The organism is Micromonospora sp. C81 (assembly GCF_018070425.1).
GTDB lineage: Bacteria > Actinomycetota > Actinomycetes > Mycobacteriales > Micromonosporaceae > Micromonospora > Micromonospora zamorensis.
In genome coordinates this window covers 343,403-369,654 of the sequence record NZ_JAGPXS010000003.1, presented here as the reverse complement: position 1 = coordinate 369,654, position 26,252 = coordinate 343,403, and the positions used below count along the sequence as shown (strand labels likewise).

The 26,252-nt window shown below is 72.4% G+C and carries 21 protein-coding genes; 11 read left to right on the top strand and 10 right to left on the bottom strand.

What is annotated here, in order from left to right:
• Nucleotides 1-16: 16 nt before the first annotated feature.
• Nucleotides 17-1,894, bottom strand: coding sequence for a molecular chaperone DnaK (gene dnaK / locus KBX46_RS07900; RefSeq protein ID WP_210791928.1), 1,878 nt, complete (start codon nucleotides 1,892-1,894; stop codon nucleotides 17-19).
• 220 nt (nucleotides 1,895-2,114) lie between these two features.
• Between dnaK and KBX46_RS07895 the strand changes: the two genes are divergently transcribed.
• Genes KBX46_RS07895 through KBX46_RS07885 form a run of 3 tightly spaced genes read left to right on the top strand, consistent with a single transcriptional unit; the run spans nucleotide 2,115 to nucleotide 6,919 of the window.
• The gene (locus KBX46_RS07895; RefSeq protein WP_210791926.1) at nucleotides 2,115-3,956 is read left to right on the top strand and encodes a GTPase domain-containing protein; all 1,842 of its coding nucleotides are present in this window, start codon (nucleotides 2,115-2,117) and stop codon (nucleotides 3,954-3,956) included.
• On the top strand, nucleotides 3,953-5,638 hold the full coding sequence (locus KBX46_RS07890) for a GTPase (protein WP_210791924.1): 1,686 nt from the start codon (nucleotides 3,953-3,955) through the stop codon (nucleotides 5,636-5,638). Before KBX46_RS07895 ends, KBX46_RS07890 begins: the two co-directional genes overlap by 4 nt.
• Nucleotides 5,639-5,695: 57 nt before the next feature.
• On the top strand, nucleotides 5,696-6,919 hold the full coding sequence (locus KBX46_RS07885) for a hypothetical protein (RefSeq protein WP_088950897.1): 1,224 nt from the start codon (nucleotides 5,696-5,698) through the stop codon (nucleotides 6,917-6,919).
• Between the two features lie 132 nt (nucleotides 6,920-7,051).
• Here the strand turns inward: KBX46_RS07885 and KBX46_RS07880 are convergent, their stop codons facing one another.
• Both KBX46_RS07880 and KBX46_RS07875 read right to left on the bottom strand, forming a co-directional pair.
• The gene (locus tag KBX46_RS07880) at nucleotides 7,052-7,675 is read right to left on the bottom strand and encodes a phosphatase PAP2 family protein (RefSeq protein WP_141912082.1); all 624 of its coding nucleotides are present in this window, start codon (nucleotides 7,673-7,675) and stop codon (nucleotides 7,052-7,054) included.
• A 65-nt stretch (nucleotides 7,676-7,740) separates the two neighbouring features.
• Nucleotides 7,741-8,592 (bottom strand): hypothetical protein, encoded by an 852-nt coding sequence (locus tag KBX46_RS07875; RefSeq protein ID WP_210791922.1) that lies wholly within the window; start codon nucleotides 8,590-8,592, stop codon nucleotides 7,741-7,743.
• A 603-nt stretch (nucleotides 8,593-9,195) separates the two neighbouring features.
• Between KBX46_RS07875 and pdhA the strand changes: the two genes are divergently transcribed.
• The 6 genes from pdhA (at nucleotide 9,196) to KBX46_RS07845 (ending at nucleotide 18,289) form a co-directional block, all read left to right on the top strand.
• Nucleotides 9,196-10,371, top strand: coding sequence for a pyruvate dehydrogenase (acetyl-transferring) E1 component subunit alpha (pdhA, locus tag KBX46_RS07870; protein WP_210791921.1), 1,176 nt, complete (start codon nucleotides 9,196-9,198; stop codon nucleotides 10,369-10,371).
• On the top strand, nucleotides 10,371-11,360 hold the full coding sequence (locus KBX46_RS07865) for an alpha-ketoacid dehydrogenase subunit beta (RefSeq protein WP_088950894.1): 990 nt from the start codon (nucleotides 10,371-10,373) through the stop codon (nucleotides 11,358-11,360). The genes pdhA and KBX46_RS07865 overlap by 1 nt, the downstream gene beginning before the upstream one ends.
• A 5-nt stretch (nucleotides 11,361-11,365) precedes the next feature.
• Complete coding sequence (locus KBX46_RS07860) at nucleotides 11,366-12,829, top strand: dihydrolipoamide acetyltransferase family protein (RefSeq protein WP_210792038.1); 1,464 nt, start codon at nucleotides 11,366-11,368, stop codon at nucleotides 12,827-12,829.
• A 218-nt stretch (nucleotides 12,830-13,047) separates the two neighbouring features.
• Complete coding sequence (locus KBX46_RS07855) at nucleotides 13,048-13,185, top strand: hypothetical protein (protein WP_165435866.1); 138 nt, start codon at nucleotides 13,048-13,050, stop codon at nucleotides 13,183-13,185.
• 342 nt (nucleotides 13,186-13,527) lie between these two features.
• Nucleotides 13,528-16,203, top strand: a complete 2,676-nt coding sequence (locus tag KBX46_RS07850; protein ID WP_210791920.1) for a hypothetical protein — start codon at nucleotides 13,528-13,530, stop codon at nucleotides 16,201-16,203.
• Between the two features lie 247 nt (nucleotides 16,204-16,450).
• Nucleotides 16,451-18,289 (top strand): NHL domain-containing thioredoxin family protein, encoded by a 1,839-nt coding sequence (locus tag KBX46_RS07845; protein WP_088950892.1) that lies wholly within the window; start codon nucleotides 16,451-16,453, stop codon nucleotides 18,287-18,289.
• Nucleotides 18,290-18,323: 34 nt separating this feature from the next.
• On the opposite strand, the gene KBX46_RS07840 is transcribed toward KBX46_RS07845, so the two are convergent.
• The 3 genes from KBX46_RS07840 to KBX46_RS07830 are packed head-to-tail and all read right to left on the bottom strand — an operon-like array spanning nucleotide 18,324 to nucleotide 20,573.
• On the bottom strand, nucleotides 18,324-19,073 hold the full coding sequence (locus KBX46_RS07840; protein ID WP_210791919.1) for a LamB/YcsF family protein: 750 nt from the start codon (nucleotides 19,071-19,073) through the stop codon (nucleotides 18,324-18,326).
• Entirely contained in the window at nucleotides 19,057-19,920 is an 864-nt protein-coding gene (locus tag KBX46_RS07835; RefSeq protein ID WP_210791917.1) for a biotin-dependent carboxyltransferase family protein, read from the bottom strand. The genes KBX46_RS07840 and KBX46_RS07835 overlap by 17 nt, the downstream gene beginning before the upstream one ends.
• Nucleotides 19,917-20,573 (bottom strand): allophanate hydrolase subunit 1, encoded by a 657-nt coding sequence (locus tag KBX46_RS07830; RefSeq protein ID WP_210791915.1) that lies wholly within the window; start codon nucleotides 20,571-20,573, stop codon nucleotides 19,917-19,919. The genes KBX46_RS07835 and KBX46_RS07830 overlap by 4 nt, the downstream gene beginning before the upstream one ends.
• A 107-nt stretch (nucleotides 20,574-20,680) precedes the next feature.
• On the opposite strand from KBX46_RS07830, the gene KBX46_RS07825 reads away from it, so the two are divergent.
• The gene (locus KBX46_RS07825; RefSeq protein ID WP_088950888.1) at nucleotides 20,681-21,358 is read left to right on the top strand and encodes a hemolysin III family protein; all 678 of its coding nucleotides are present in this window, start codon (nucleotides 20,681-20,683) and stop codon (nucleotides 21,356-21,358) included.
• Nucleotides 21,359-21,567: 209 nt separating this feature from the next.
• Here the strand turns inward: KBX46_RS07825 and KBX46_RS07820 are convergent, their stop codons facing one another.
• Entirely contained in the window at nucleotides 21,568-21,855 is a 288-nt protein-coding gene (locus KBX46_RS07820) for a DUF6458 family protein (protein WP_088950887.1), read from the bottom strand.
• A gap of 113 nt (nucleotides 21,856-21,968) precedes the next feature.
• Here KBX46_RS07820 and KBX46_RS07815 point away from each other — a divergent pair, with 113 nt between their 5' ends.
• Entirely contained in the window at nucleotides 21,969-22,508 is a 540-nt protein-coding gene (locus KBX46_RS07815) for a histidine phosphatase family protein (protein ID WP_210791913.1), read from the top strand.
• Between the two features lie 52 nt (nucleotides 22,509-22,560).
• Here the strand turns inward: KBX46_RS07815 and KBX46_RS07810 are convergent, their stop codons facing one another.
• The 3 genes from KBX46_RS07810 to KBX46_RS07800 form a co-directional block, all read right to left on the bottom strand.
• Nucleotides 22,561-22,830, bottom strand: a complete 270-nt coding sequence (locus KBX46_RS07810) for a DUF6458 family protein (RefSeq protein WP_030332052.1) — start codon at nucleotides 22,828-22,830, stop codon at nucleotides 22,561-22,563.
• Between the two features lie 282 nt (nucleotides 22,831-23,112).
• A complete protein-coding gene (locus KBX46_RS07805; protein WP_210791911.1) occupies nucleotides 23,113-24,969 on the bottom strand; it encodes an acyl-CoA dehydrogenase in 1,857 nt (618 codons plus the stop codon).
• Nucleotides 24,970-25,098: 129 nt separating this feature from the next.
• Nucleotides 25,099-26,223: a PP2C family protein-serine/threonine phosphatase gene (locus KBX46_RS07800; RefSeq protein ID WP_210792037.1), complete on the bottom strand. Its 1,125-nt coding sequence runs from the start codon at nucleotides 26,221-26,223 to the stop codon at nucleotides 25,099-25,101.
• Between the last annotated feature and the right edge of the window lie 29 nt (nucleotides 26,224-26,252).

Genomic DNA, 26,252 nt, shown 5'->3' with positions numbered 1-26,252 from the left:
CGTCCGAGGCCGGTGGTCACTTCTTGCCGTCCTCGTCCACGATCTCCGCGTCGACCACGTCGTCGGCCCCACCGGCCTGCGCACCGGTCGTGCCGGTCGCACCGGTCGCGCCGGCCGCACCCGGGCCGGGCTCGGCGCCCGGCTGCTGGCCCTGCTCGGCCTGCTGCGAGTAGAGCAGCGAACCGGCCTGCTGGGAGACCTGCGCCAGCCGCTCGTGCGCGGACTTGATCTTCTCGATGTCCTGGCCGCCGAGGGCACCACGCAGCTCGCCGAGCGCCTCGTTGAGCTGCTCCCGGTTTTCGGTGGGCAGCTTGTCGCCGCTCTCGGCGAGGAACTTCTCGGTCTGCCACTGGAGCGCCTCGGCCACGTTGCGGGTCTCGGCGTCGTCGCGGCGGCGCTTGTCCTCCTCCGCGTGCTCCTCGGCGTCCCGGCGCATCCGCTCGATGTCGTCCTTCGGCAGCGAGGAGCCGCCGGTGATCGTCATCTTCTGTTCCTTGCCGGTGCCCAGGTCCTTGGCGTGCACGTTGACGATGCCGTTGGCGTCGATGTCGAAGGCGACCTCGATCTGCGGCACGCCGCGCGGCGCCGGCGGGAGGCCGGTCAGCTCGAAGGTGCCGAGCTTCTTGTTGTAGGCCGCGATCTCACGCTCACCCTGGAAGACCTGGATCAGCACCGACGGCTGGTTGTCGTCCGCCGTGGTGAAGACCTCGGAGCGCTTGGTCGGGATGGTGGTGTTGCGCTCGATCAGCTTGGTGAAGATGCCGCCCTTGGTCTCGATGCCCAGGCTCAGCGGGGTCACGTCGAGCAGCAGGACGTCCTTGACCTCACCCTTGAGCACACCGGCCTGGAGGGCGGCGCCGACGGCGACGACCTCGTCCGGGTTGACGCCCTTGTTGGGGTCGCGACCGGTGAGCTGCTTGACCAGGTCGGTCACGGCGGGCATCCGGGTCGAACCGCCGACCAGGATGACGTGCTCGACGTCGGAGATCTTGATCCCGGCGTCCTTCACGGCCTGCTCGAACGGGCCCTTGCAACGGTCCAGCAGGTCCTGCGTCATCCGCTGGAACTCGGCGCGGCTCAGCGTCACGTCGAGGTGCAGCGGGCCGGCCGCGCCGGCGGTGATGTACGGCAGGTTGATGTTGGTGGTGGTGGCGGCGGACAGCTCGATCTTGGCCTTCTCGGCAGCCTCACGGAGGCGCTGGAGGGCCATCTTGTCCTGACCGAGGTCGATGCCGTGCTCACCACGGAACGTCTTGACCAGGTGGTCGATGATCCGCTGGTCCCAGTCGTCGCCACCGAGCTGGTTGTCACCGCTGGTCGACTTGACCTCCACGACACCCTCGGCCAGCTCCAGCAGCGACACGTCGAACGTGCCGCCGCCGAGGTCGAAGACCAGGACGGTCTGCTCCTTGGACCCCTTGTCCAGCCCGTACGCCAGGGCGGCCGCGGTCGGCTCGTTGACGATCCGCAGCACGTTGAAGCCGGCGATCTCACCGGCCTCCTTGGTGGCCTGGCGCTGGCTGTCGTTGAAGTAGGCCGGAACGGTGATCACCGCGTCGGTGATCTGCTCGCCCAGGTACGCCTCGGCGTCCCGCTTGAGCTTCATCAGCGTCCGGGCCGAGATCTCCTGCGGGGTGTACTTCTTGCCGTCGATGTCGACGGACCAGTTCGTGCCGACCTCGCGCTTGACCGACCGGATCGTCCGATCCGGGTTGGTCACTGCCTGACGCTTGGCGACCTCGCCGACGAGCACCTCGCCGTTGCGGGCGAACGCGACGATCGACGGAGTCGTCCGCGACCCCTCAGCGTTGGCGATGACGGTGGGCTCACCGCCCTCGAGAACGCTGACGCAGGAGTTCGTCGTGCCGAGGTCGATACCGACCGCACGTGCCATGTTCGCTTCCTCGCTTCGTAAGGTTGTGCAGGTGACGGGCACTGCCCGCGGCTGCCTGGCGAGCACCGCCCGCAGCGGGCCCCACCACAAGTTGAGTGAACTTGACTCAATAGTGCCACGCGTTGGCGAATCGTCAAGTTGAGTTGAGTCAACCCGACGCAACCCACCCGTTATTACCGTCCGGTTGTCTTCTCTTGCATCGGTCGGGCACGCTTTAGCGGTGACGACGCACGGCGATTCCGCCACCCGTTCCGGCGCGCCCGCCGTCGCAGCCCGCACCGGCCCGCCGGACGCCGCGGAGGAGCCGCCCGCCACCACCGGGGACGACAGCCTCCCCGGCGCACTGTCGGGCCTCCGGGAGGCGATCGGTGCGACCCGGTATCCCCTCGCGCTGCCCACCGCCGGGTCCGCCCGGCACAACGCCACCGCCCTCAACGACCAGCTCGACGACTATCTGCTGCCCCGGCTCGCCCGGCTGGACGCCCCACTGCTCGTGGTGGTCGGCGGCTCCACCGGCGCGGGCAAGTCGACCCTGGTCAACAGCCTGGTCAAGGCCCGGGTCAGCGCCGCCGGCGTGCTCCGACCGACCACCCGCTCGCCGGTGCTGGTCTGCAACCCGTCCGACGCCGCCTGGTTCCGGCAGGGGGACCTGCTGCCCGGGCTGACCCGCACCACCGAGCCGAGCGAAGATCCGCGCGCCCTGCACCTCGTCACCGCGCCGGCCCTGCCCGCCGGGCTGGCCTTCCTCGACGCGCCCGACATCGACTCGGTGGTCGACGCCAACCGGGCGCTCGCCACCCAACTGCTCGCCGCCGCCGATCTCTGGCTCTTCGTCACCACCGCCGCGCGGTACGCCGACGCGGTGCCCTGGGAGCTGCTGCGCAGCGCCCGGTCGCGAGGCGCGGTGATCGCCATGGTGCTGGACCGGGTGCCCGCCGAGGCCACCGAGGAGATCGCCGCGCACCTGAGCGAGATGCTCGCCGAACAGGACCTCGGCCGGGCGCCGCTGTTCGTGCTGCCGGAGACCTGGGTCGACGGGCAGGGGTTGCTGCCCGAGGGGGTCACCGCATCGCTGGCCGACTGGTTCGCCCGGCTGGCCGGCGACGCGGACGCCCGGGCGGCGGTGGTCCGTCAGACGCTGGACGGGGCGCTGGCCGCCCTGCACCCCGCCGTCGAGGAGCTGGCCGACGCCGCCGACGAGCAGCTCGCCGCCGCCGACGGGCTGGACGAACGGGTCCGGGCCGCATACCGGGGTGCCGAGCGCACCGTCGAGCAGGGGCTCCAGGACGGTCGGTTGCTCCGGGGCGAGGTGCTCGCCCGCTGGCAGGAGTTCGTCGGCACCGGCGAGCTGTTCCGCACCCTGGAGGCACGGATCGGCCGCCTGCGGGACCGGGTGGTGGCCGCCGTCACCGGCCGACCGGCGCCCTCCGTCGAACTCCGCAACGCCATCGAGTCGCAGCTGGTGACGCTGCTGCGCGGGGTGGCCTCGGAGGCCGCCGAATCCGCGTACACCGGCTGGAAGGCACACCCTGCGGGCGCCGACCTGCTCGAACCGGCGCTCGCCCACCCGAGCGCCGACCTGCCCGAACGCGCCGAACGGATGGTCCGGGACTGGCAGCGCGGGGTGCTGGAGCTGGTCCGGGTCGAGGGCGGGGACAAGCGGTTCGTGGCCCGCACCGCCGCGTACGCCGTCAACGCCACCGGGCTGGCCGTGATGATCGCCGTATTCGCCTCCACCGCGTTCATCCCGACCGGGCTGGAGCTGGCCACCGGGGCCGGCACCACCGTCGCCGCGCAGGCCGTACTCCAGGCGATCTTCGGCGACCAGGCGGTGCGTACCCTCGCCGCCAAGGCCCGCACCGACCTGCTGAAGCGGGTGCGGACGCTGCTCGACGCGGAGGCCGACCGGTTCCTGAGCCGCACCGCGGACGCCCGCCCCGCCGCGGACGCCGGCGACGGCCTGCGCCGGGCCGCGGGCCGGGTCGAGCTGGCCCGGCACCGCAGCGGCCTGTCCGCCGCCGGCAACACTCAGCCGGCCGCCGACGAGGAGGGTTTCCGGTGACGAACATCACCGGCCGGGTACGCGAGGCGTTCCGCGGAGACCAGCGGGTCGACGCCGACGCGCTGATCGCCCGACTGGACGCGGTACGCCGGTTCCTGACCGCTGTCGACGGCCTGCTGCCGGACGCGGAGCTGGTGCCCGCGCACACCCTGGTCGAGCGGGCCGGCACCCGACTCGCGCTCTCCCGGGACCACACAGTGGTCGCCCTGGCCGGCGCCACGGGCAGCGGCAAGTCCAGCCTCTTCAACGCGCTGGCCCAGCTGGAGCTGTCGCCGGTCGGGGTCCGTCGGCCGACCACCGGCGTCACCCACGCCTGCGTGTGGGGCCCACTGGAGGGCGCCAACCGGCTGCTCGACTGGATCGGCGTGCTGCCCCGACACCGTTTCGTCCGGGAGAGCGCCCTGGACGCGGACGACGAGACGGCGCTGCACGGGCTGATCCTGCTCGACCTGCCCGACTTCGACTCGGTCCAGCGGTCCCACCGGCTCGAGGTGGACCGACTGCTCGGCCTGGTCGACCAGGTGGTCTGGGTGGTCGACCCACAGAAGTACGCCGACCGGGTCATCCACGACAGCTACCTGCGCGAGTTCCACCGGCACCGCGACGTCACACTGGTCGTGCTCAACCAGGCCGACCGGCTGCCCCCGGCGGAGGTGCCCCGGGTCCTGGACGACCTGCGCCGATTGCTCGACACGGACGGGCTGACCGGTGTGCCCCTGCTGTCCACCACCGCCATCGACCCGGCCGGAATGGTCGGGCTGCGCGGTGCCCTGGAGCGGACCGTCGCCGAGCGGCAGGCCGCGCTGCGCCGGCTCGCCGGTGACGTCGACACGGTCGTCGCCGGGCTGGACGAGCTGGTCGGCTCGGCCAGACCGGCCGGTGGGCCGGACGACTCGACAGTCGACGGCTTGAACCGGGCGCTGGCCGGAGCTGCCGGCGTGCCCGCGGTGACCGAGGCGGTGCAGCAGGCGTACCGGCACCGGGCCGTCGCGGCCACCGGCTGGCCCCTGGTCCGAGGCTGGCGCCGGTTGCGACCCGACCCGCTGCGCCGGCTGCACCTGCCCGGCCCGGCCGACGCGGGGGCCGACGCGGCGGAAAGCCTGGTCGCGGCCACCTCCGTGCCGGATCCGACGGCCGCCCAACGCTCCGCCCTGGGTCTGGCGATCCGCGCGGTGGCCGACCGGGCCGCCGCCGACCTGCCCGCCGCCTGGCCCGGCGCGGTCACCGCCGCCGCCCGGTCCCGCCTCGGCGACCTGCCGGACGCGCTGGACCGCACGATCGCCGGCACCGACCTCGGCCTCGGCCGTCGACCGCTGTGGTGGCGGGTCGTCGGCGGTTTGCAGTGGCTGGTCACCCTGGCCGCCGTGGTCGGTCTGGGCTGGCTGGTGCTCGGCTACGCGCTGCGGGCACTCGGCCTGCCCGCGCTGGACAACCCGATGGTCGGGCAGGTGCCACTGCCGACCCTGCTGCTGCTCGGCGGTCTGCTGGCCGGGCTGCTGCTGGCGGCGCTGACCCGACCCGTGGTGCGCTGGGCCGCGCGGCGTGCCCGGGCCCGCGCCGAGCAACGCCTGACCGCGAAGGTGGCCCGGGTGGGCGAGGAGTACGTGCTCACACCCGTGCGGGTCGTGCTCGGCTCGTACGCGCAGGCACGCGACGCGCTGAGGGACGCCGCCCGCCGCTGACGCTCCGCACGGCTCGCTACCGCTCTGTGTACGCCCCGAGCGGCGTAGGGTCGGAGCATGGCCACGCCTCAGACCCCCTACGACGCGGTGCTGCACGCCGCACGCGACGTGACCAAGCTGGAGTCCGCCCTCGACGCCGAGATGCTCGGCAGCGCGCTGCTGGGCAGTGTCTACGCGATCGCGGAGACCGACCGCGACACCGCCGTACGGGAGTTCGTCACCGGGTTTCTCGCCGCCACCGCCCGTCGCCGGGTCGCGGCCGCGACCACCATCCGGCAGGTCTTCGCCACGCTCGTCCCGGACGCCGAGGGCACCGATCGGGTGCGTCCGGGCAGCCAGGCACCCACCTGGGCCGGTCAGCTCGGTCGGGTGCACCTCACCGGCACGTGGGCGTACGGCGACGTCTACGGCGACCAGACGTCCTACCTCGCCACCTTCGCCTACGACGACGCGTCCGGCGGCTCGGAGCACGCGCTGGTGGCCCTGGTGGACCACAACATCGGGATCACCAAGGACATCTTCGTCGGCGGGCCGGCGGAACGGATCCTGGACCAGGTCCGCCAGATGTGCGCGGACGACGAGCTGACCTGGTTCCGCACCGAGAATCCGGCCCAGCTCCGTGGCGAGGTGGCCCGCCATCTCGCGGTGACCGACGAGCTGAGCGAGTTGCCCGGCGAGGGTTCCCTCGCCACCGACCGGGCGCTGGTCGGCGCCCGGCTGGCGCTGCTGCCCACCGCGGCCGACCCGACCGGCCCGGCGGAGGTCGAGCCACTCTCCGCCGCCGAGCGCACCGACCTGGTCCGGCGGTTCCTCGCCGCGCCGGAGGCCACCCGCTTCGGGCTGGATTCCGTCGACGGCCCGGAGCTGGCCTCGCTGCACTTCTGCCTGAGCCTGCTGCTGGACCACTCGGCGACCTTCCCGGACGCCGACCCGATGCGCTGGAGCCCGGCGGTGTCCGGGCTCTTCCTGCTTGACTGGGTGCACCGCCGTGCCGTGCTGGACATGGACGACGCCGCGATGCTGCCCCGGGTGCTGCGTGCCTGGGCGCGGTACGCGTCCCGGCAGCGCGGTCTGCCCGAGGCGGCGACCACGCGCACCGACGAGGCGATCGAGGAGATGGTGCCGGAGTTCGCGCGCCTTTACTCCACGGGTGAACGACGCAGCGCCGCCACCGCCGCGGTGGCACAGCTGATGGCCGACGGCGTGGACCCGGACGACCCGGCCGCCCTGGACGCCTGGATCGAGGCGAACCGGCACCGCCTGGCCGACGACGGGGCCTGACGACACCCGAGGCCGGGCGGCATAACGCCGCCCGCCTCGGCCCGACCCAACGCCTCGGCCCGACCCAACGGCTCGGCCCAGCGGCTCGGTCGGCCCAGCGCGCGCGAGACCGGCCGGCGTCTGCGGCGGGTCTCAGCGCAGTGGGCCGAAGACCGCCGCGGCGATCAGCGCGCCGAGCACACCACCGGCGAGCACCTGCGGCACCGTGTGGTCCCTCAGTCGCACCCTGGACCAGCCCACCAACGCCAGCAGCGGGGCGGCGACGAGCACGCGCGTTCCGAACGTCAGGGCCAGGATGACCAGGGTGCCGGCGGACACCGCCGAGTGGATCGACATCTTCCACCAGTGGCTGACCGACACGGCGACCACGAGGCCGACGAGCCCGGCCACCGCCAGCGCCAGCAACGGACGGGGCGCACCGAGCACGGCGAGCAGGGCGAGCCCTCCCGCGACCGAACCCAGGCCGACCAGCAGTGGCACCCGGCGCTGCTCCCGACGGCCGATGTGGTGGTCGGTGAGCCGGCCACGGCGTACGCCGCCGACGATGTAGGCGAACGGGATGCCGGTGACGAAGATCGTGGCGAGCAGACCCCAGACGAGGCCCTGACCCGGACGGCGCGCGCTGTGCCAGCTCACCGTGATGATCAGCAACGACACGAGCACGGCCGGTGCGGTCACCTCGGTGACCAGCCGGGCGATCCGCCGCCCCGGACCGGGTCGGCTGGTGACCGGGCGGAGTTCGGTACCGCCGCCCACGCCACCCCCTCCGGTATGCGCCTACCGCCGAACACCGCCGGCACCGGATGGGCCGCCCCTGTTCGTCACCGTACCGCCGGGGACACCGTCGGGTGCGGCGGTCCGGCCAGCGATGCCAGGCCGGCCGCGAACGTCGGGAGATCGGTCGGAGACGACGGGACCGACGGGCTGGGCCGGCTGGTCGGCACGGCGGGGGTGGCGGGCGGCGCGGGCCTGGTGGCCGGCACGGACCGGGTGCTGGTCGGCGCGGGCCTGGTGGCGGGCACCGACCGGGTGCAGGTCGGGACGGCGGTGGCGGTCGAGGCGTCCGTCGGCGTGGCGGTTGGCTCCAGCGTGGAGGTCGGAGTCAGCGTGGGCGTCGGGTCGAGCGTCGGCGACGGATCCAGCGTGGGCGACGGATCCAGCGTCGACGTCGGGGTCGGAGTCGGGCTGGGGGTCGGAGTCGGATCGGGGCCCGGCGAGTCGGTCGGGTCCGGGTCGGTCGGACCGGGGTCGGTCGGCGAACCGGTCGGCGACGACGGGGGGACGGCCGGTGAGGTGCCCCGGGGCGGCTTCGGCGCCACCGGCGGGTGCGGCGCCCGCGGGGCGGGCCCCAGGTCGGTCACTGTGGGCCCCGACCCAGGCCCTTCCCGGGTACGCCGGGGAGCGGCGGGCAGCCAGCCGCTGGTGGGGCCGACGCTGGGTGAGCCGGGCGGTGGGACTGACGGCTGGCTGGTCATCGGCAGCGGAATCAGCACCGGCCCGACCGACGGGGTCGGGATGAACGGGATGCTGCTGTCCGGCAGCGCGGTGCTGCCCGGGGTGGCCGAGCCGGCGCTGATCGCGGCGAGGATCGGCATCGACGCGGTGCCGGCCAGCAGCGCGACGGTGAGCAGGTAACCCCGGGTGGGGCCACCCGCGCCGGGAGCACGGTGCACGCCGACCACCCTGCGGTAACCGCCCGCGGACCGGTGCCGGCCGAGGGCTGGTGTGCCGGGACCATCACCTGGCTCGTGCACCGCACACCCCTTGTCGTCGGCCGTCGGAGGACATGGATGGACGCCGCCGGCGCTGAAGCCGGCAAATAACTCGATAGGCGCGATCCTGCGGTAATCAGCCTTACGTAGTCACGCTCCGTCGTCCAACCTCCACCGCGTGTCGACACGCGGTGCTGACCGAACGGTGACGAATCATCGCCGGATCGCCCTCGAAACGCAGGCCAGCATGATGGCGACAAACGATGGCAAAGCGTGGGCGGTCGGAATGCGGGGCAGGCGTACTGTGGGCGCGCTCACCTGCTCTGCGAATATGGAGCACGACGGCAACGCAGCCGTGACCTCCGCGCACCCTCGCGGCAGGCGCGGTTGAGCGCCGGCACTCCCGATCCGGGTTCGGCCAGAACCCGGATCACGCCGTGCGGCAACCCCCACCGGGGCTAGGCGCGGCCGCCAGGAACCGGCCCGGCAGCAGCCGGGCAGGCGCACGAGTTGCGCGGCCGGGTGACCCCCCGGTGCCGACGCAGACACGACAGGGAGAGACCGATGGCAAAGGGCGACCCCGGGGGCACCACCCGCAGCAGGCGGCCTGCACCCCGCTCCAAGAAGGGCGCGGCCGGTAATCCGGAGCTGGTGCAGCTGCTCACCCCCGACGGCGAGCGCATCGACAGCGCCACCGGGCCGGACGGCACCGTGTACCGCGTGGACTTCACCGACGAGGAATACCGCGGGCTCTACCGCGATCTGGTGATGGTCCGCAAGCTGGATGCCGAGGCGACCGCCCTCCAGCGCCAGGGCGAGCTGGGCCTCTGGGCCAGCCTGCTCGGCCAGGAGGCCGCTCAGGTCGGCTCCGGGCGGGCGCTGCGATCGCAGGACATGGCTTTCCCGACCTACCGGGAGCACGGCGTCCTCTACTGCCGGGGCATCGACCCGATCATGCCGCTGGGCCTGTTCCGCGGTGTCGACCAGGGCGGCTGGGACCCGAACGAGTTCAAGTTCAACATGTACACGATCGTCATCGGTGCGCAGACCCTGCACGCCACCGGCTACGCCATGGGCATCACCATGGACGGCAAGATCGGCAACGACGACGGCGAGGCCGCGATCGCCTACTTCGGCGACGGGGCCACCAGCCAGGGCGACGTGAACGAGGCGTTCGTCTGGGCCAGTGTCTTCAACGCGCCGCTGGTCTTCTTCTGCCAGAACAACCAGTACGCGATCTCCGAGCCGCTGGAGCGCCAGACCCGGGTCCCGCTCTACCAGCGGGCCGCCGGCTTCGGCTTCCCCGGCGTACGGGTGGACGGCAACGACGTCCTGGCCTCGTACGCGGTGACCCGCACGGCGCTGGACAACGCCCGGCACGGGCAGGGCCCGAGCCTGATCGAGGCGTACACCTACCGGATGGGCGCGCACACCACCTCCGACGACCCGACCCGCTACCGGATCGCCAGCGAGGTCGAGTCGTGGCAGGCCAAGGACCCGATCACCCGGGTCAAGGCCTTCCTGGAGAAGCAGCAGATCGCCGACGCGACCTTCTTCGCCGAGGTCGACGAGCAGGCCCGCCGCGAGTCGGTGCACCTGCGCGAGCGGGTGCTCAACATGCCCAACCCGGAGCCGGTGACGATGTTCGACCACGTCTACCCCAACGGCTCTCCGCTGCTCGACGAGCAGCGCGCGAAGTTCAACCGCTACATGGAGTCCTTCGAAGGGAGCGCCCACTGATGGCCACGGAGACGCTCACCCTCGGCAAGGCCCTCAACACCGGCCTGCGCCGCGCCCTGGAGACCGACCCCAAGGTCATCATCATGGGCGAGGACGTCGGCAAGCTCGGCGGTGTCTTCCGGATCACCGACGGGCTCCAGAAGGACTTCGGCGACCAACGGGTCATCGACACCCCGCTGGCCGAGTCCGGCATCATCGGCACGGCGGTCGGTCTGGCCATCCGCGGCTACCGGCCGGTCTGCGAGATCCAGTTCGACGGTTTCGTCTACCCCGCGTACGACCAGATCGTGTCGCAGGTGGCGAAGATGCACTACCGCTCGGGCGGCAAGCTCAGCATCCCCATGGTGATCCGGATCCCGTTCGGCGGTGGCATCGGCGCCGTCGAGCACCACTCCGAGTCGCCGGAGGCGTACTTCGCGCACACCGCCGGTCTGAAGGTCGTGACCTGCTCCAACCCGCAGGACGCGTACGTGATGATCCAGCAGGCCATCGCCTCGGATGACCCGATCGTCTTCCTGGAGCCCAAGCGGCGCTACTGGGAGAAGGGTCAGGTCGACCTGAACGCGCCGCTGTCCGAGGCGTACCCCCTGCACTCGGCCCGGGTCGTGCGGCCCGGCACCGACGTCACGGTGCTGGCCTACGGGCCGATGGTGCGGACCTGCCTGGAGGCGGCGACCGCCGCCGCGGAGGACGGCCGGGAGCTGGAGGTCATCGACCTGCGCTCGCTCTCCCCGCTGGACCTGGGCGCCGCGTACGAGTCGGTGAAGCGCACCGGCCGCGCGGTCGTGGTGCACGAGGCACCGTCCAACATCGGTCTCGGCGCCGAGTTGGCCGCCCGGATCACCGAGGAGTGCTTCTACTCCCTGGAGTCGCCAGTGCTGCGGGTGACCGGCTTCGACACCCCCTACCCGGCCTCCCGGGTGGAAGAGGAATACCTGCCCGACCTCGACCGGGTGCTCGACGCCGTCGACCGCACCTTCGGCTGGTGATCGACATGTCCCGGATCAAGACGTTCAACCTGCCCGACCTGGGCGAAGGGCTGACCGAGGGCGAGATCCTTGCCTGGCTGGTCAAGGTCGGCGACACCATCGAGCTGAACCAGCCGATCGTCGAGGTCGAGACCGCCAAGGCGGCGGTGGAGATCCCGGCGAAGTGGGCCGGGCAGGTGCAGGCGATCCACCACCCGGAGGGCACCACCGTCGAGGTCGGTACGCCGATCATCGCGATCGACACCGATCCGGGTGCCGGCCCGTTGGAGGCGCCGTCGACCACGGCCACGCCCAGCAGCGACCTGCCCACCCCGTCGGCGGCCTCGCTGGCGGCGGTGGAGGTGGCGCCTGCCGAGGGCATGATCGAGCCCGGCCTGATCGGCGGGGCGGCCCCGGGTGGACGGACGGCGGTGCTGGTCGGTTACGGCCCGCGTACGACGGCCGCGAAGCGTCGCCCGCGCAAGGGTGGTGTCCCGGCGCAGGCCGCTGCGGCCCCCGCTCCGGCGGCACCGGCTCCGCAGCCGGTGGTCGCGCCAGTGGCGGCTCCGGCTCGTAACGGGCAGGCCGCGACGGCGACCGGCGGGCTGGTCCTGGCCAAGCCTCCGGTGCGCAAGCTCGCCAAGGACCTCGGGGTCGACCTCGGCACGGTGACCGGGTCGGGCCCGTTGGGTTCGATCACCCGGGAGGACGTGCAGCAGGCGGCGAGCGGTGCCGTGGCCGAGCCGATCGCGACCCCGTCGGTGACGACGAGCGCCGCGAGCTTCGGCACGGACCGCGAGCAGCGCATCCCGGTCAAGGGGGTTCGCAAGCTCACCGCCGAGAACATGTCCCGCTCGGCGTTCACCGCCCCGCACGTGACGGAGTTCCTGACCGTCGACGTGACCCGGGCGATGAAGGCTCTGGACCGACTGCGCGGTCGACGGGAGTGGCGCGACGTACGGGTCTCGCCGCTGCTGCTGGTGGCGAAGGCCGTGCTGCTGGCGGTGAAGCGTCACCCGATGGTCAACTCGACCTGGGCCGGCGACGAGATCGTGGTCAAGGACTACGTCAACCTCGGTATCGCGGCGGCCACCGAGCGTGGCCTGATCGTGCCGAACGTCAAGGACGCCGGCCGGCTCTCGCTGCGGGAGTTGGCGGACGCACTGAACGGCCTGGTGCAGACGGCCAAGTCCGGCCGTACCTCGCCGGCGGACATGTCCGGTGGCACCTTGACCATCACCAACGTCGGGGTGTTCGGAGTGGACACCGGCACGCCGATCCTGCCGCCGGGCGAGTCCGCGATCCTGGCCTTCGGTGCCGTGCGGGAGATGCCCTGGGTGCACAAGGGCAAGGTCAAGGCGCGTCAGGTCACCACGCTGGGGCTGAGCTTCGACCACCGGATCATCGACGGTGAGCTGGGTTCGAAGTTCCTGCGCGACATCGGCGACTTCCTCACCGATCCGGAGGCGGCGCTGCTCGCCTGGACCTGATCGTTCGCGACGCCAGCCACGGCCGGTGTGCCACGGGTTAACGCCCGGCACACCGGCCGTGTCGTTTGAGCGACGGAAACATCAGCCAGATCGGCTGTTGACCTTTGATTGTTAGGCAGGTGTCTCAGCTCACCTAATAATCGATGGAAGTTGGCCGGGTTCTGCGGTTAAATAGACGCATCAGGGGCTGACAACCGAATAGCTAGGGGGACCCACCAATGAGCATGATCGAGCGAATCCGCAACCACCGCGACGCGACCCGCCGCGCCCGTGCCATCGAGCACGCGCTGCGCTCGGCGAACTCGCCGGCGGTTCGCGAGGAAATCCTCGTCATCGCCCAGCGTCACATGAGCTGACGCTCCTCGACATTCCTACCTCCTCCAGATCGATGGCCCACCCGGTCCGCCGGGTGGGCCATCGGCGTCTCCGGCCATCGGCCACCGGGATTCCGCCCTGCCGCAGCGCCCGGTACGGTGGGCTTCGGTCGCCGCCCGCCGACCCGGCAGGGGCCGAGCTGACAGAAGCTGCTCGACACCGACCGGCCACGCAAAGTGACGACCGGTGCTCCTTGGACGGGCCGTGCCACCACCCGATACCGTGCGGGGAGCCGGCACAGCGGTACGCCGGTGACGCCGGCAGCCATGCCGAGGAGACCGATCGGCACCGGCGAGCCGACATGTGATGGAGGAGGCGCACCCATGACGTCCGAGGGCCCGCACCGCCCCGGCCAAGAGCCGGACGAGGTGTCACCGGGCGCCGGCGGACCGGCGCCGTACGGCGACCGCCCGGCGCAGCCGGACAACAGCCACAACGCCGCCGGCCCCGACCTGGGCTGGGCGCCCCCGCCGCCGACGCGGCCCAACCCGTCGACGCCAGCATGGGCGACCCAGTCCGAGCAGCCACCGGCCCCCGCCTGGGGTGCCGCCGCTGCCCCGCAGCCCAGCGACCCGGCGCAGCCTGCCTGGGCGGCCGGCGGCACGAGCGAGCCGCCGCAGCAGCAGCAGCCCGGCACCTGGCCCGGCAACGACGGCACACCGGCCCCCGCGCAGCCTGCCCCCTGGGCGGCGCAGCAGCAGGGCTGGACGCCGGCCGAGCAGAGCGCACCCGCACCAAACTGGACTCCGAACGCGGCTGAGCAGCCCGAGTGGGTGCAGGCCCAGCCGGCCGCGCGAGGTGCCGCGCAGGTGCCTCCGGCCACCACTGCCTGGCCTGCCCAGGAAGACCCGGCCCGAGCCGGAGGCTGGGGTGGGGCGCAGCAGCCCAACCCGCCCGCCGGTGACTGGCACGGCGCCGAGTCGCAGCAGCCCGAGATGCCGCAGGCCGGTGGTTGGTCCGGCGGCGCTCAGCAGGACGACGCGCCCGGCAACGGCGGTTGGCCCGCCAGCAACGCCGCCGCGCGCGACGACCAGCCGGTGTGGACGCCGGCTGAGCAGTCGCCGCCGGCCTGGGGCCAACCTGCCGAACCGACCGAGCAGCCCGCCCCCGAGTGGGGACAGGCCGCCCAGCCCGGCGCCGCCCGTGGCGCGGCCCAGGTGCCGGCACCGGCGGCGAACTGGCCCAGCCAGGACGACCCGGCCCACTCCGGTGGGTGGGCCGCACAGCAGCAGGCACAACCCGCAGCCTGGAATGACGGCGGCGACGCGCGGCAGGACCAGGCCGAGCAGCCGGCTGCCTGGGGCGGGGCCGAGAGCCGTCCGCAGCAGCCCGACTGGGTGCTCGCACCCCAGGACCAGCCGGCCGAACGGCCGGAGCCGGCAGTGTGGAATCCGCCGGAGCAGAGTGGCCTGCCCGCGCGTGCCAGCGTCAGTGTGCCCAGCAACGACGGCGTGCCCGGCTGGGCCGCCAACCAGGACAACGCCGCACAGGCCAACCCCGGCGTGCCGGCGGTCGAGCCGTGGGCACCCGGTGAGGTGTGGGGACGCGCCGAAGCGGAGGCTTCCGCCCAGTCCCGCGGTGGCTGGGAGGCGGACCGGGGCGACGAGGCACCTGCCTACCAGCCCGGGCCCGCGCCGGGCATCTCGCCCGCGAACGCCGTGCCGCTGCCCCCGCAGGAGCAGCGTGTGCCGGGCGCCAGCCTGGCCGCCGCCCCGCCGGCCGACTACGCGCCGCCCCAGGCCCAGTTCGCCCCGATCCCCGAGCAGCCCGCGTACGCCGAGCGGGAGGCCCCGGACGCCGCCGCGCAGTACGAGGCGGAGCCGGCCGGCTGGGGCCGCGCCGGCGACGCTCCCGCGAGCGGCGGCGCCATGGTGCCTGCCCCGCGTACCTCTCCGGAGTCCGGAGCGGGCCGCGCGGTCGTGCCGGCGTCGGAGGCCGACTCGGCGGACGGCGCGGCGGCCCGCGCCACTGCGAGCGCTTCGGTGCCGCTGGCCAGCCGGGTGATGCCACCGACCGACCAGGCCATCCGGCCCACCGGCACGGCGACACCACAACCCCGGGTGTACGGCCGCCCGGCTCGACCCGAGCCGGAGAACGAGCCGGAGCCGGAGGCGTTCCAGGGCGACCCGGGAGCCGACCGGCAGGCCGCCCCGGAATGGCAGAACGACTCCCACCGCCAGGCCGCACCGGAATGGCAGAACGACTCGCAGCGCCAGGCCGGTCCCGGTTGGGGCGGCGAGTCGGCTGCCGATCCCCGCTTCGACGACCGGCAGCCCGCGCCGAACACATTCGGTGAGGCCCCGTCGGCGCCGCCGGCATTCCCGCCCGGTGTGCCGTCCTTCGTCGACACGCCCGGCAACAACCGGCCGATGAACGGCACCCGGCCGCACGCCGGTGCCGAACGACCGGCCGACCAGTTCGGCGGCCCCGGGTCACCTGCCTCCGGCGCCGCCGCCGTGAACGGGGCGTCGGCCTTCGGTGGGTCGAACTTCGGTGGGCCAGGGTCCGGCGGGTCGAGCTTCGGTGCCGAGCCGGTGCCGGGCGGAAACTTCCCGCCGTCGTTCCCGCCCGCGCAGCAGCCCACGTCGTCCTGGGGCCAGGAGGTCGGCCAGTCGGACCAGGGCCGGTTCGACGCGTTCAAGCCGGACGCCGACGAGCCGAAGGCGGAGCCGCCCACGCCGAAGGTCCGCAACGGTCGGGTGCTGGCCGCGGTGCTGATCGCGGCGGTGTTGATCCTGGCGGTGCCGCTCGGCCTGCTGATGCTGCTCGGCAAGTTCGGCGGCGACGACGGTCCGTCGTTCGACCCGGCGGTCGGCACCTGCGTGAAGCAGTCCGGTCAGGGTGGCGCCACGGCGGCGGACTGCGGCGAGGCGGACGCTTTCACAATCGTCTCGAAGGTGGACGCCAAGGAGAAGTGCACCGACACGACGCAGCCGCACGTGGTGCTGCCGGGTGACGGCACCAACCGGGTGCTCTGCCTCAAACCGGCCACGAAGTAGCTCGACCGGCGGCGGGGTTCACGGGCGACCGTGACCCCGCCGCCGTCGTACCCCACCCCTGGGCCTTCCTGCCTCGTCCCGTTGATCGTTGGCAGCTGAGCAACTCGACACGCCGAGCACCGCACTGCTGAGCTGCCACCACTGCGGAGCTGCCACCACTGCTGAACTGCCACCGATCGAAATGTTGACTGTCGTCCGGGTCACGACGACCGATACGGAGAAGCCTCGCCGTGGCAGGCTGACAGGCATGGGAACGACTGCACGAGTACGGGCTCCAGAGCTGCACGGCCGGGGTTGGCTGAACACCGGCGGACGCGACCTCAAGCTCGCCGACCTTCGCGGCAAGATCGTTTTGGCGGATTTCTGGACGTTCTGCTGTATCAACTGCCTGCACGTTCTCGACGAGCTGCGCCCGTTGGAGGAGAAGTACGGCGACGTGCTCGTCGTGATCGGTGTGCACTCGCCGAAGTTCGAGCACGAGAAGGACGCCGACGCGCTCGCCGCCGCCGTCGAGCGGTACGGGGTGCACCATCCCGTACTCGACGATCCTGAGATGGAGATGTGGCAGCAGTACGCCGCGCGGGCCTGGCCGACCCTGTCGGTGATCGACCCCGAGGGGTACGTGGTGGCCACCATGGCCGGCGAGGGGCACGCCGAAGGGCTGGCCCGGCTGATCGACGAGCTGATCGCCACCCACGAGGCCAAGGGCACCCTGCACCGGGGCGATGGTCCGTACGTCCCGCCGCCGGCGCCGGAGACCGCGCTGCGCTTCCCCGGTAAGGCGGTGCAGCTGCCGAACGGCAACCTGCTGGTCTCGGACTCGGCCCGGCACTCCCTGGTCGAGGTTGCCCCGGACGGCGAGACGCCGGTGCGCCGGATCGGCTCGGGCGAGCGGGGCCGGGCCGACGGGCCGGCTGCCGCGGCGACGTTCTCCGAGCCGCAGGGTGTGTGCCTGCTGCCCACGCATGTCGCCGAGGTCGCCGGCTACGACCTGGTGGTGGCCGACACGGTCAACCACCTGCTGCGCGGCGTACGGCTGGAGTCCGGCGAGGTGGTCACAGTGGCCGGCAGTGGGCGGCAGTGGCGCGCCTCGGTCGACGACCACGCCCACGACGCGTTCGCCGTCGACCTCTCCTCCCCGTGGGACCTGGCCTGGTACGACGACAAGCTGATCATCGCGATGGCCGGCATCCACCAGCTCTGGTGGTTCGACCCGATCAAGCGGACCACTGGCATGTACGCCGGCACCACCGTCGAGGCGCTGCGCGACGGCCCGTTGGCCGAGGCGTGGATGGCGCAGCCGTCGGGGCTCTCGGTCTCGGCCGACGGCACCCGGCTCTGGGTCGCCGACAGCGAGACCAGCGCCATCCGGTACGTGGAGAACGGCGTGCTGGGCACCGCCGTCGGGCAGGGCCTGTTCGACTTCGGGCACGTGGACGGCCCGGCGGAGACGGCGCTGCTCCAGCACCCGCTGGGCGTGTGCGCGCTGCCGGACGGCTCAGTGCTGATCGCGGACACGTACAACGGCGCGGTGCGCCGCTTCGACCCGGCCAGCAACCAGGTCTCCACTGTCGCCGACGGGTTGGCGGAGCCGAGCGACCTGGTGCTCACCCCGGCCGGTGAGGTGCTGGTGGTGGAGTCCGCCGCGCACCGGTTGACCCGGCTCGCCCCGGGTGCCCTGTCGGCGGCGGGTGCCAGCACGGTGGACGGGCCCCGGCACCGCACCGAGCGCAAGCCGACCGACGTCGCGGCCGGTGAGGTCACCCTGGACATCGTCTTCACCCCGGCGCCGGGGCAGAAGCTGGACGAGACGTACGGGCCGTCGACCCGGTTGGTGGTCTCCGCGTCTCCGCCGGAGCTGCTGGTGGACGGTGCCGGCACGGGCACCGAGCTGTCCCGTCGGCTGGTGCTCAACGGCGAGGTCACCGCCGGGGTGTTGCAGGTGACCGCCCAGGCGGCGACCTGTGACGCGGACGTCGAACACGCGGCGTGCCACCTGACCCGGCAGGACTGGGGCGTACCGGTCCGGGTGGTCGACGGTGCCGTGACCCGGCTGCCTCTGGTGCTCCGCGGCCTGGACGCCTGACGTGACCTTCAGGGGCCCGGTGGGCCCCTGAAGGTCACGCGAACGGGGCCAGCGGGATGTCGGCGTCGATCAGGGTGGCGCGGACCAGCTCGGCGGCGGAGACCGCGCCCGGGGTGTCGCCGTGCAGGCAGATCGAGTCGACCGAGCAGGGGATGACGGTGCCATCCACCGCCACCACGCTCCGCTCGACGGCCATGCGCACCGCCCGTTCGGCCACCTGCTCCGGGTCGGTGATCACCGCGCCGGGGGTGCCGCGCGGCACCAATGCCCCGTTGGGCAGGTAGGCGCGGTCGGCGAAGGCCTCGGCGACGACCGGCAGGCCCGCGCCGACGGCGAGCTGAGCGAGCGTCGAGCCGGGTAGGCAGAGCACGGGCAGCTCGGGGTCGTACCCGGTGACCGCCGCGACCACCGCCGCCGCCTGGGACTCGTCGGTGCTGGTCGCGTGGTAGAGCGCGCCGTGCGGTTTGAGGTAGCGGACCCGGGTGCCGAACAGCCGGCAGAACGCGTTCAACGCCCCGAGCTGGTAGGTCACCTCGTCGCGTAGCTCAGCGAAGTCGTACGCGATGTGCCGTCGACCGAAGCCGGCCAGGTCCCGGTAGCCGACCTGCGCGCCCACCGCGACCCCGCGCCGTGCGGCGCCCTCGCAGACCCGCCGCATGGTGGACGGGTCGCCGCCGTGGAAGCCGCAGGCGACGTTGGCGGAGGTGACGAGGCCCAGCAGCGCCTCGTCGTCGCCGAGTCGCCAGATGCCGAAGCCCTCGCCCAGGTCAGCGTTGAGGTCCATGGAATCTGACGGTAGTCCCTGGGCGGGCCTGCGCGAGCGGGGTCACGTCGGTGACCACCCCGATGACGGGGTATCCGCCGGTGGTCGGGTGATCGGCCAGGAAGATCAGGGGTTGTCCGTCGGCCGGCACCTGCACCGCGCCGAGCACGATGCCCTCGCTGGGCAGCTCGCCGGCGACCGCGCGGGGCAGCGGCGCGCCGGCGAGTCGCGCGCCGACCCGGTTGCTCACCGGGCTGACGGTGTACGCGGTGCCGAACAGCAGGTCGAGTGCGGCTGGTGTGAACCAGTCGTCGCGAGGGCCGAGGCTGAGCATGAGGTGCAGCTCCGGTGGGGGCGCGGAGCAGACGGTCAGGTCCACCGGCGCGGGTGCGTCGAGCGGCTCGCCGAGCGGCAGCCGGTCGCCGTCGCCCAGCCGAGGCGGACCGAGCCCGGAGAGGGTGTCGGTGGCCCGGCTGCCGAGCACCGGCGACACGTCGATGCCGCCCGCCACCGCCAGCCAACTCCGTACGCCCCGACGGGCTGGGCCGATCCGCAGCACCGTCCCGGCCGGCACGGTGAGCGGGCGCCCGGTGTCGCCGGGCCGATCGCCCGCGTGGACGGTCACCTCGGCGCCGGTGACCGCCACCGTGGTGGCCCGGGTCAGCCGCACCGTGCAGCCGGTCAGGGTGATCTCCAGGCCGGCAGCGTGCTCCGGGTTGCCGACCAGGCGGTTGGCCAGCCGCAGGGCCGCCGGGTCGAGGGCACCGGACCGGGGGACCCCCAGGTGCGCCCAGCCGGGCCGACCCAGGTCCTGCACGGTGGTGAGCGCACCGGCGCGGAGCACCTCGATGGCGGGCGGGCGGGTCATGCCGCGGCCATCCGGACCGGGGTGCCCGGGCCGAGTCGGGCCGGCGGGTCGGCGTGGACGTCGAAGAGGACCAGGTCGGTGCGGCCGACCAGCTGCCAGCCGCCGGGTGACGCGCCCGGGTAGATGCCTGCGTACGGGCCGGCCAGGGCGACCGAACCGGGTGGCACCCGGGGGCGGGGCGTGGCCAGCCTGGGCAGCGCCAGCTCGGCAGGCAGCCCGGTCAGGTACGGGAAGCCGGGGGCGAAGCCGCAGAACGCGACCCGGAACCGGGTGCCGGTCAGCCGGGACAGCACGGCGGGCACGTCGACGCCCCAGTGCTCGGCCACCGCCGGCAGGTCGGGTCCGTCGAAGTCGACCGGAACGACGGTCTCCGTGCCGTCGTCGTGCTCGTCCGTGCCGCGACGGGCGGTGGCGGCGGTCACAATGGCCGGCGCCCACCGGGTCAGCTGCGCGGCCGTGGCAGCCGGGTCGGGCAGGCCGTCGAGCAGGACGGTGCTGGCCGCCGGCACGATCTCGACGGCGGCCAGGTCACCCTGCTCCCGACGCCGCCACAGCTCGGCTCGCCATGCGTCGACCAGGTCGGCCTCGGGCACGCCGTCGGGGTCGGTGCAGTCGAGGAGCAGGGCGTGCGCCCCGACGGGTCGGATCCGCATCGGCTCATCTTCGCCGATGGCCGGCGGTCGCGGTGTTCACGGCGACGGTGCCGGGTGTCACCGCCGTGACTACTTGCAAGTAACCTACGGTGCCGTAACCTAAGGAGGTGACCACCTCCGCCCCGCTTCGCCTGAAGCCGGTCGACATCGGTAAGCCCCGGATGCGCGGCTGGCTGCACACGTACGCCTTCTTCGTCGCGGTGGTGTGCGGCATCGTGCTCTGCTCGATCGCCGCCACCCGACCCGGGTGGGCGCCCCTGGTCAGCTGTCTCATCTACAGCCTGACGGTCTGTGGGCTCTTCGGCACGAGCGCGCTCTACCACCGTCGGGTGTGGTCGGAGCGCGGCTACCAGCTCATGCGCCGGATGGACCACTCGATGATCTTCGTGTTCATCGCTGGTACGTACACGCCGCTCTGCGTGATGCTGCTCGCACCCCGCCCGGCCACCGTGATGCTGTCCCTGGTCTGGGGTGGCGCACTGGCCGGCGTGGCGCTCAAGGTGGTCTGGCCGCACGCGCCGCGCTGGGTGTCCGCGCCGCTCTACCTGGCGCTGGGCTGGGTGGCGGTGGCCATGTTGCCGGAGATCCTGAACGGCGGCGGCGTCACTGCACTGGTGCTGCTGGTCGTCGGCGGCGCGATCTACAGCGTCGGCGCTGTCTTCTACGCGTTGCGGCGGCCCAACCCGTGGCCGACCGTCTTCGGTCACCACGAGTTCTTCCACGCCTGCACGCTGCTGGCGGCGCTCTGCCACCACATCGCGATCTACTTCGCACTGTTCGCCTGAGCGCCCGAGCCCGCGAGGACGCAGGCGCGCCCGCACCGCAAGATCCGCGCAACTTCGGGGAAACTGCTGCCTCGACGGGCTTTCAGGCAGCAGTTTCCCGGAAAGTGCGCGGATCTCGCCAGGGGTGGCCGGGGTGGTGGTCCCTCCGGGTAGAGACGCGAGCCGGGGCCCCGCGACGCTGCGGGACCCCGGAGTTTCGCGAGCGAGGTTCAGACCGGTCGGCCCGGCCGACGCACCTCGCGGTATTCCTGGACGACCTGGTCGTCCTGGACCGGCACCACCCGGTCCGCCACGACGCGCTGCTCGCGCACCGGCGCGGCGACCACAGTGCGGCGGCGGCTGTTCCAGAAGTAGAGGGTCGTGATCAGGCCGGCGACGCCGGCCAGCATCAGCACCCAGCCGACCACGGACAGGTCCAGCCAGCCCAGGTCGGCCTCCACGGCGAATGCGAGGATCGCGCCAAGCGCGATCAAGAAGATGCTGCCACCAATGCCCATGTCTCGCTCCTCGGCTCAAAACCTGGCGTACGACGCGCCGCGGCCGTCGGTAGGGGTGCGGCATCCATCGACTTACCCAGGCACGGAGATCGCCAATCGGGCAAGCTGGGAGCATGACGGACGCCGACCCCGAGACCCGGACGCTGGTGTTGTTGCGGCACGCGAAGGCCGAGCAGGGTAGCGACGCGGCGGACGACGCCGAACGGCCTCTCAGCGCACGCGGGACCGCAGACGCCGCAGCGGCCGGCGCCTGGCTGGCGCGCCACGGGTTGCTGCCCGACGTGGTGATCTGCTCGACGGCCAGACGCACCCGCCAGACCTGGCACGGGGTGGCGATGGGGATGACCGGTTCGCCGCCGGAGGGTGGCCCGGCCGGGCCACGGCCGACCGTTCGTTACGAGCCCGGCGCGTACGACGCGCACCCCGAGGAGTTGCTGGCGCTGGTCCGCACGATCGACCCCACGGCTCGCACGGCGCTGCTCATCGCCCACAATCCGGGCATCTCACTGCTCTCCGCGCTCCTCGACCCGGAGGGCGCGGCCGACGAAGGGTTACGCACCGCGGAACTGGCGGTGCACCGTGGCCCACTCGGCTGGGCGGAACTGGGTCGGTCAAGCGCTCCGATCATCGAGCGGCACACCGCACGCGACTGAGCCACCCGCCGCTTCTCGACGGGTGGCTCAGAGGTACACGCCCAGGTCCAGCTCAGGACGGCGGCGCGGTTGGTGGCGGCGGGTCCGGCGGCGGCGGCATCATCGCGGTCGGATGAGAGAGCCGGTTCTCCTCCACGATGAGGGTCCGGGCCCGCTTGCGCCGGTCCTGCCAGAACCAGAGCGTGGTCAGCAGTACGGCCAGCCCGGCCAGGATGAAGACCCAGCCGACCGCCCGTACGTCGATCCACCAGACGTTGGCTCTCAGCGCGAAGGTCAGGATCGCGCCGATCGCGATGAGAAAAATGCCGCTTCCGACACCCATATGCGCTGCACTCCCCCGTGCGGTGGCTCTGGGCGTTCCCTTTCGAGGTCACGCGACGGTTACCCGCCACGCCGCCGGCATACCCGGCCAGGCTCGCCCAATACCCGGCCCAAGGAGGGACCGACCAGTGTTCCTTGCCGCGGATTGGGACGTCGGGGCCGGAAGCAGAGGCGTCGCTGACCCTCGGACGCGGCAACGGCCGGTGGGGCAGCTGCCCCACCGGCCGTCGGTGTCGGTCCCAGGTGGTGCGACCCGGGACCGGTCAACCGTGCCGTGGCACGGTCAGAAGGCCTCCTCCGGGAGGTCCATGATGTCGAGGTCGGTGTTCTCGATGATCCGCCGGTCGGCACCGATGCGGGGCAGCACCTCGCGGGCGAAGAAGCGGGCAGCGGCCACCTTGCCGGTGTAGAACGCCTTGTCGCTGGCGGAGACCTCGCCGGTCAGTGCCTTCAGCGCCACCTCGGCCTGCCGCTGGAGCAGCCAGGCGACAACCAGGTCGCCGATCGCCAGCAGGAACCGCCGGCTGCTCAGCCCGACCTTGTAGAGCGCGCGGGTTTCGCCACCCTGCGCCTCGCCCAGCCAGCCGGTCATCACGCCGAGGATGTTCTGCACCTCGGCCAGCGCCTTGCCGAGCGCCTGCCGCTCCTCCTTGAGCTGGCCGTTGCCCGCCTCGGAGGAGATGAACTCCTGGATCTCGCTGGCGACCGCCATCAGCGCCTTGCCGTTGTCCCGGACGATCTTGCGGAAGATCAGGTCCAGGCTCTGGATGGCGGTGGTGCCCTCGTACAGGGTGTCGATCTTCGCGTCGCGGACGTACTGCTCCAGCGGGTAGTCCTGGAGGAACCCGGAACCACCGAAGGTCTGCAGGGACTCGTGCCCGAGCATCTCGTAGGCCCGCTCCGACCCGACGCCCTTGACCAGCGGCAGCAGCAGGTCGTTGACCCGCTTGGCCAGCTTGGTGGCCTTCTCGTCGCCGGCGGCCTCGGCGATGGCGACCTTGTCCTGCCAGGAGGCGGTGTAGAGAACCAGGGCACGCAGGCCCTCGGCGTACGACTTCTGCAGCAGCAGCGAGCGACGCACATCCGGGTGGTGGGTGATGGTGACCCGCGGGGCGGTCTTGTCGGCCTGCTGGATGAGGTCGGCGCCCTGCACCCGGCTCTTCGCGTATTCCAAAGCGTTGAGGTAGCCGGTGGAGAGGGTGGCGATGGCCTTGGTGCCGACCAGCATCCGGGCGTATTCGATGATCATGAACATCTGCCGGATGCCGTCGTGCTTGTCGCCGAGCAGCCAGCCCTTGGCCGGTACGCCGTGCTCGCCGAAGGTCAGCTCGCAGGTGTTGGAGACCTTCAGGCCCATCTTGTGCTCGACGTTCGTGGTGTAGACGCCGTTGCGCTCACCCAGCTCGCCGGTGGTCTCGTCGAAGTGGAACTTCGGCACCACGAAGAGCGACAGGCCCTTGGTGCCGGGGCCACCGACGCCCTCGACGCCGACCGGGCGGGCCAGCACGTAGTGCACGATGTTGTCGCTCAGGTCGTGCTCACCCGAGGTGATGAAGCGCTTCACGCCCTCGATGTGCCAGGAACCGTCGGGCTGCTGGATCGCGCGGGCACGGCCGGCACCGACGTCCGAGCCGGCGTCCGGCTCGGTGAGCACCATCGTGGAGCCCCACTGCTTGTCGATGAAGAGCTTGGCCCACCGCTTCTGCTGCTCGTTGCCCTCGACCTCCAGGACGTGCGCGAAGGAGGGGCCGGAGGCGTACATCCAGATGGGGGCGTTCGAGCCGAGGACCAGTTCGGCGAGGGCCCACCAGAGGGCGCGCGGCGCGTTGGTGCCGCCCAGGTGCGGCGGCAGGTCCAGGCGCCAGAACTCGGAGTCCATGAACGCCTGGTACGACTTCTTGAACGACGCCGGCAGCGGCGCGGTGTGCGTGGCCGGGTCGAACACCGGCGGGTTGCGGTCGCTGTCCGTGTAGCTGGCGGCCAGATCGCCGCGGGCGAGGCGGTCGAGCTCAGCGAGGAACGTGCGGGCGGTGTCGACGTCGAGTTCCGAATAGGGCTCCTGGCCGAACGCCTGGTCCGCCCCGAAGACCTCGAACAGGTTGAACTCAAGGTCCCGCAGGTTGCTCTTGTAGTGGGTCATGCTCGCTGGCCCCGCTTCCGGACAGGTGTTACCGATCAGTAACCCACACTGTATTACTCGCGGGTAGCCAGCGACAAGCGGATCACCCAAGTGACGGCGATTACACACCTCCGGGCCGCGCTGACCGAATCAGCTCTCGGCGGCGCCGACCTCCCAGCTCGGGACCGCTGCGGTCACGGCGGTGCGGGCACCGACGTACTCCATGAGGACCAGAGCGATGTCGTCGTCGAGACGACCATGGACCCACTCGATCAGCGCCGTCTCCAGTGAGGCCAGCCCGTTGGCGACAGTGCCGTGGCCGAGCAGTCGCCAGGCCCGGTCGGCGGTCGGGAAGAACTCCCCGTCACGCCGCGCCTCGCCGAGCCCGTCGGTGAACAGCAGCAGCCGGTCGCCGGGCTCCAGGCGTTCGACCCGGGGGCGGACCACCGGCATGAACCCGAGCGGAGGGGCCGGCGCCGGCGGCTCCAGCGGGATCACCGCGCCCCGACGCAGCAGCAGCGGCGGCGGATGTCCGCAGTTGACGATCGTGAGCGTGCCACCGCGCTCCTCGACCAGTGCCGCGGTGACGAAGTCCTCGTCGCCCACGTTGCGGGCGACCGCGCGGTCCAGGTCGGCGACGACGGCGCGCAGGTCGGCCCGCTCGTAGGCCACGTGGCGATAGGAACCGAGGACGATGCTCGCCAGCCGGACCGCGTCCAGGCCCTTGCCGCGCACGTCACCGATGATCATGCGTACGCCGTAGGGCGTGTCGATCGCCTCGTACAGGTCACCGCCGATCTCGGCCGTGGCGGTGGAGGAGATGTAGCGACCGGCGACCGAGAGCGTCCCGACCTGCGGGCCGAGTGGACGCAGCACAGCCTGCTGGGCCACCGAGGCGAGCTTGGTCAACTCGACGATCCGGTCCGCCTGCTTCTGGCGGACCGATGTCACCGCCACCGCCAGCCCGGTGGCGAGCGCGACCCAGACCACGTTGACCGAGGTGACCAGCAACATCTCCGGATCGAGCAGCGCGAAGGCGACCCCGATCACTGTCGCGGCGACACCCACCCCCAGCACCACCGGCCAGGCCGCCAGTGCGGCGGCCAGGATCGGTGCGGCCGCCAACAGTGCGATGTAGTTCGCCGAACGCCCGTCCGCCGCCTCGACCGCCGACACGATCGCGAGCAGAACGAGGGCCGCGCCGAGGCCGGCGCGGGATCCGGGGCTCAGCGGGCGACGGACCGGCTGAAGGAGTCGCGTGGATACGAGAGACAGTTTGCCTGATCCGCGTGAAACGGTGAATG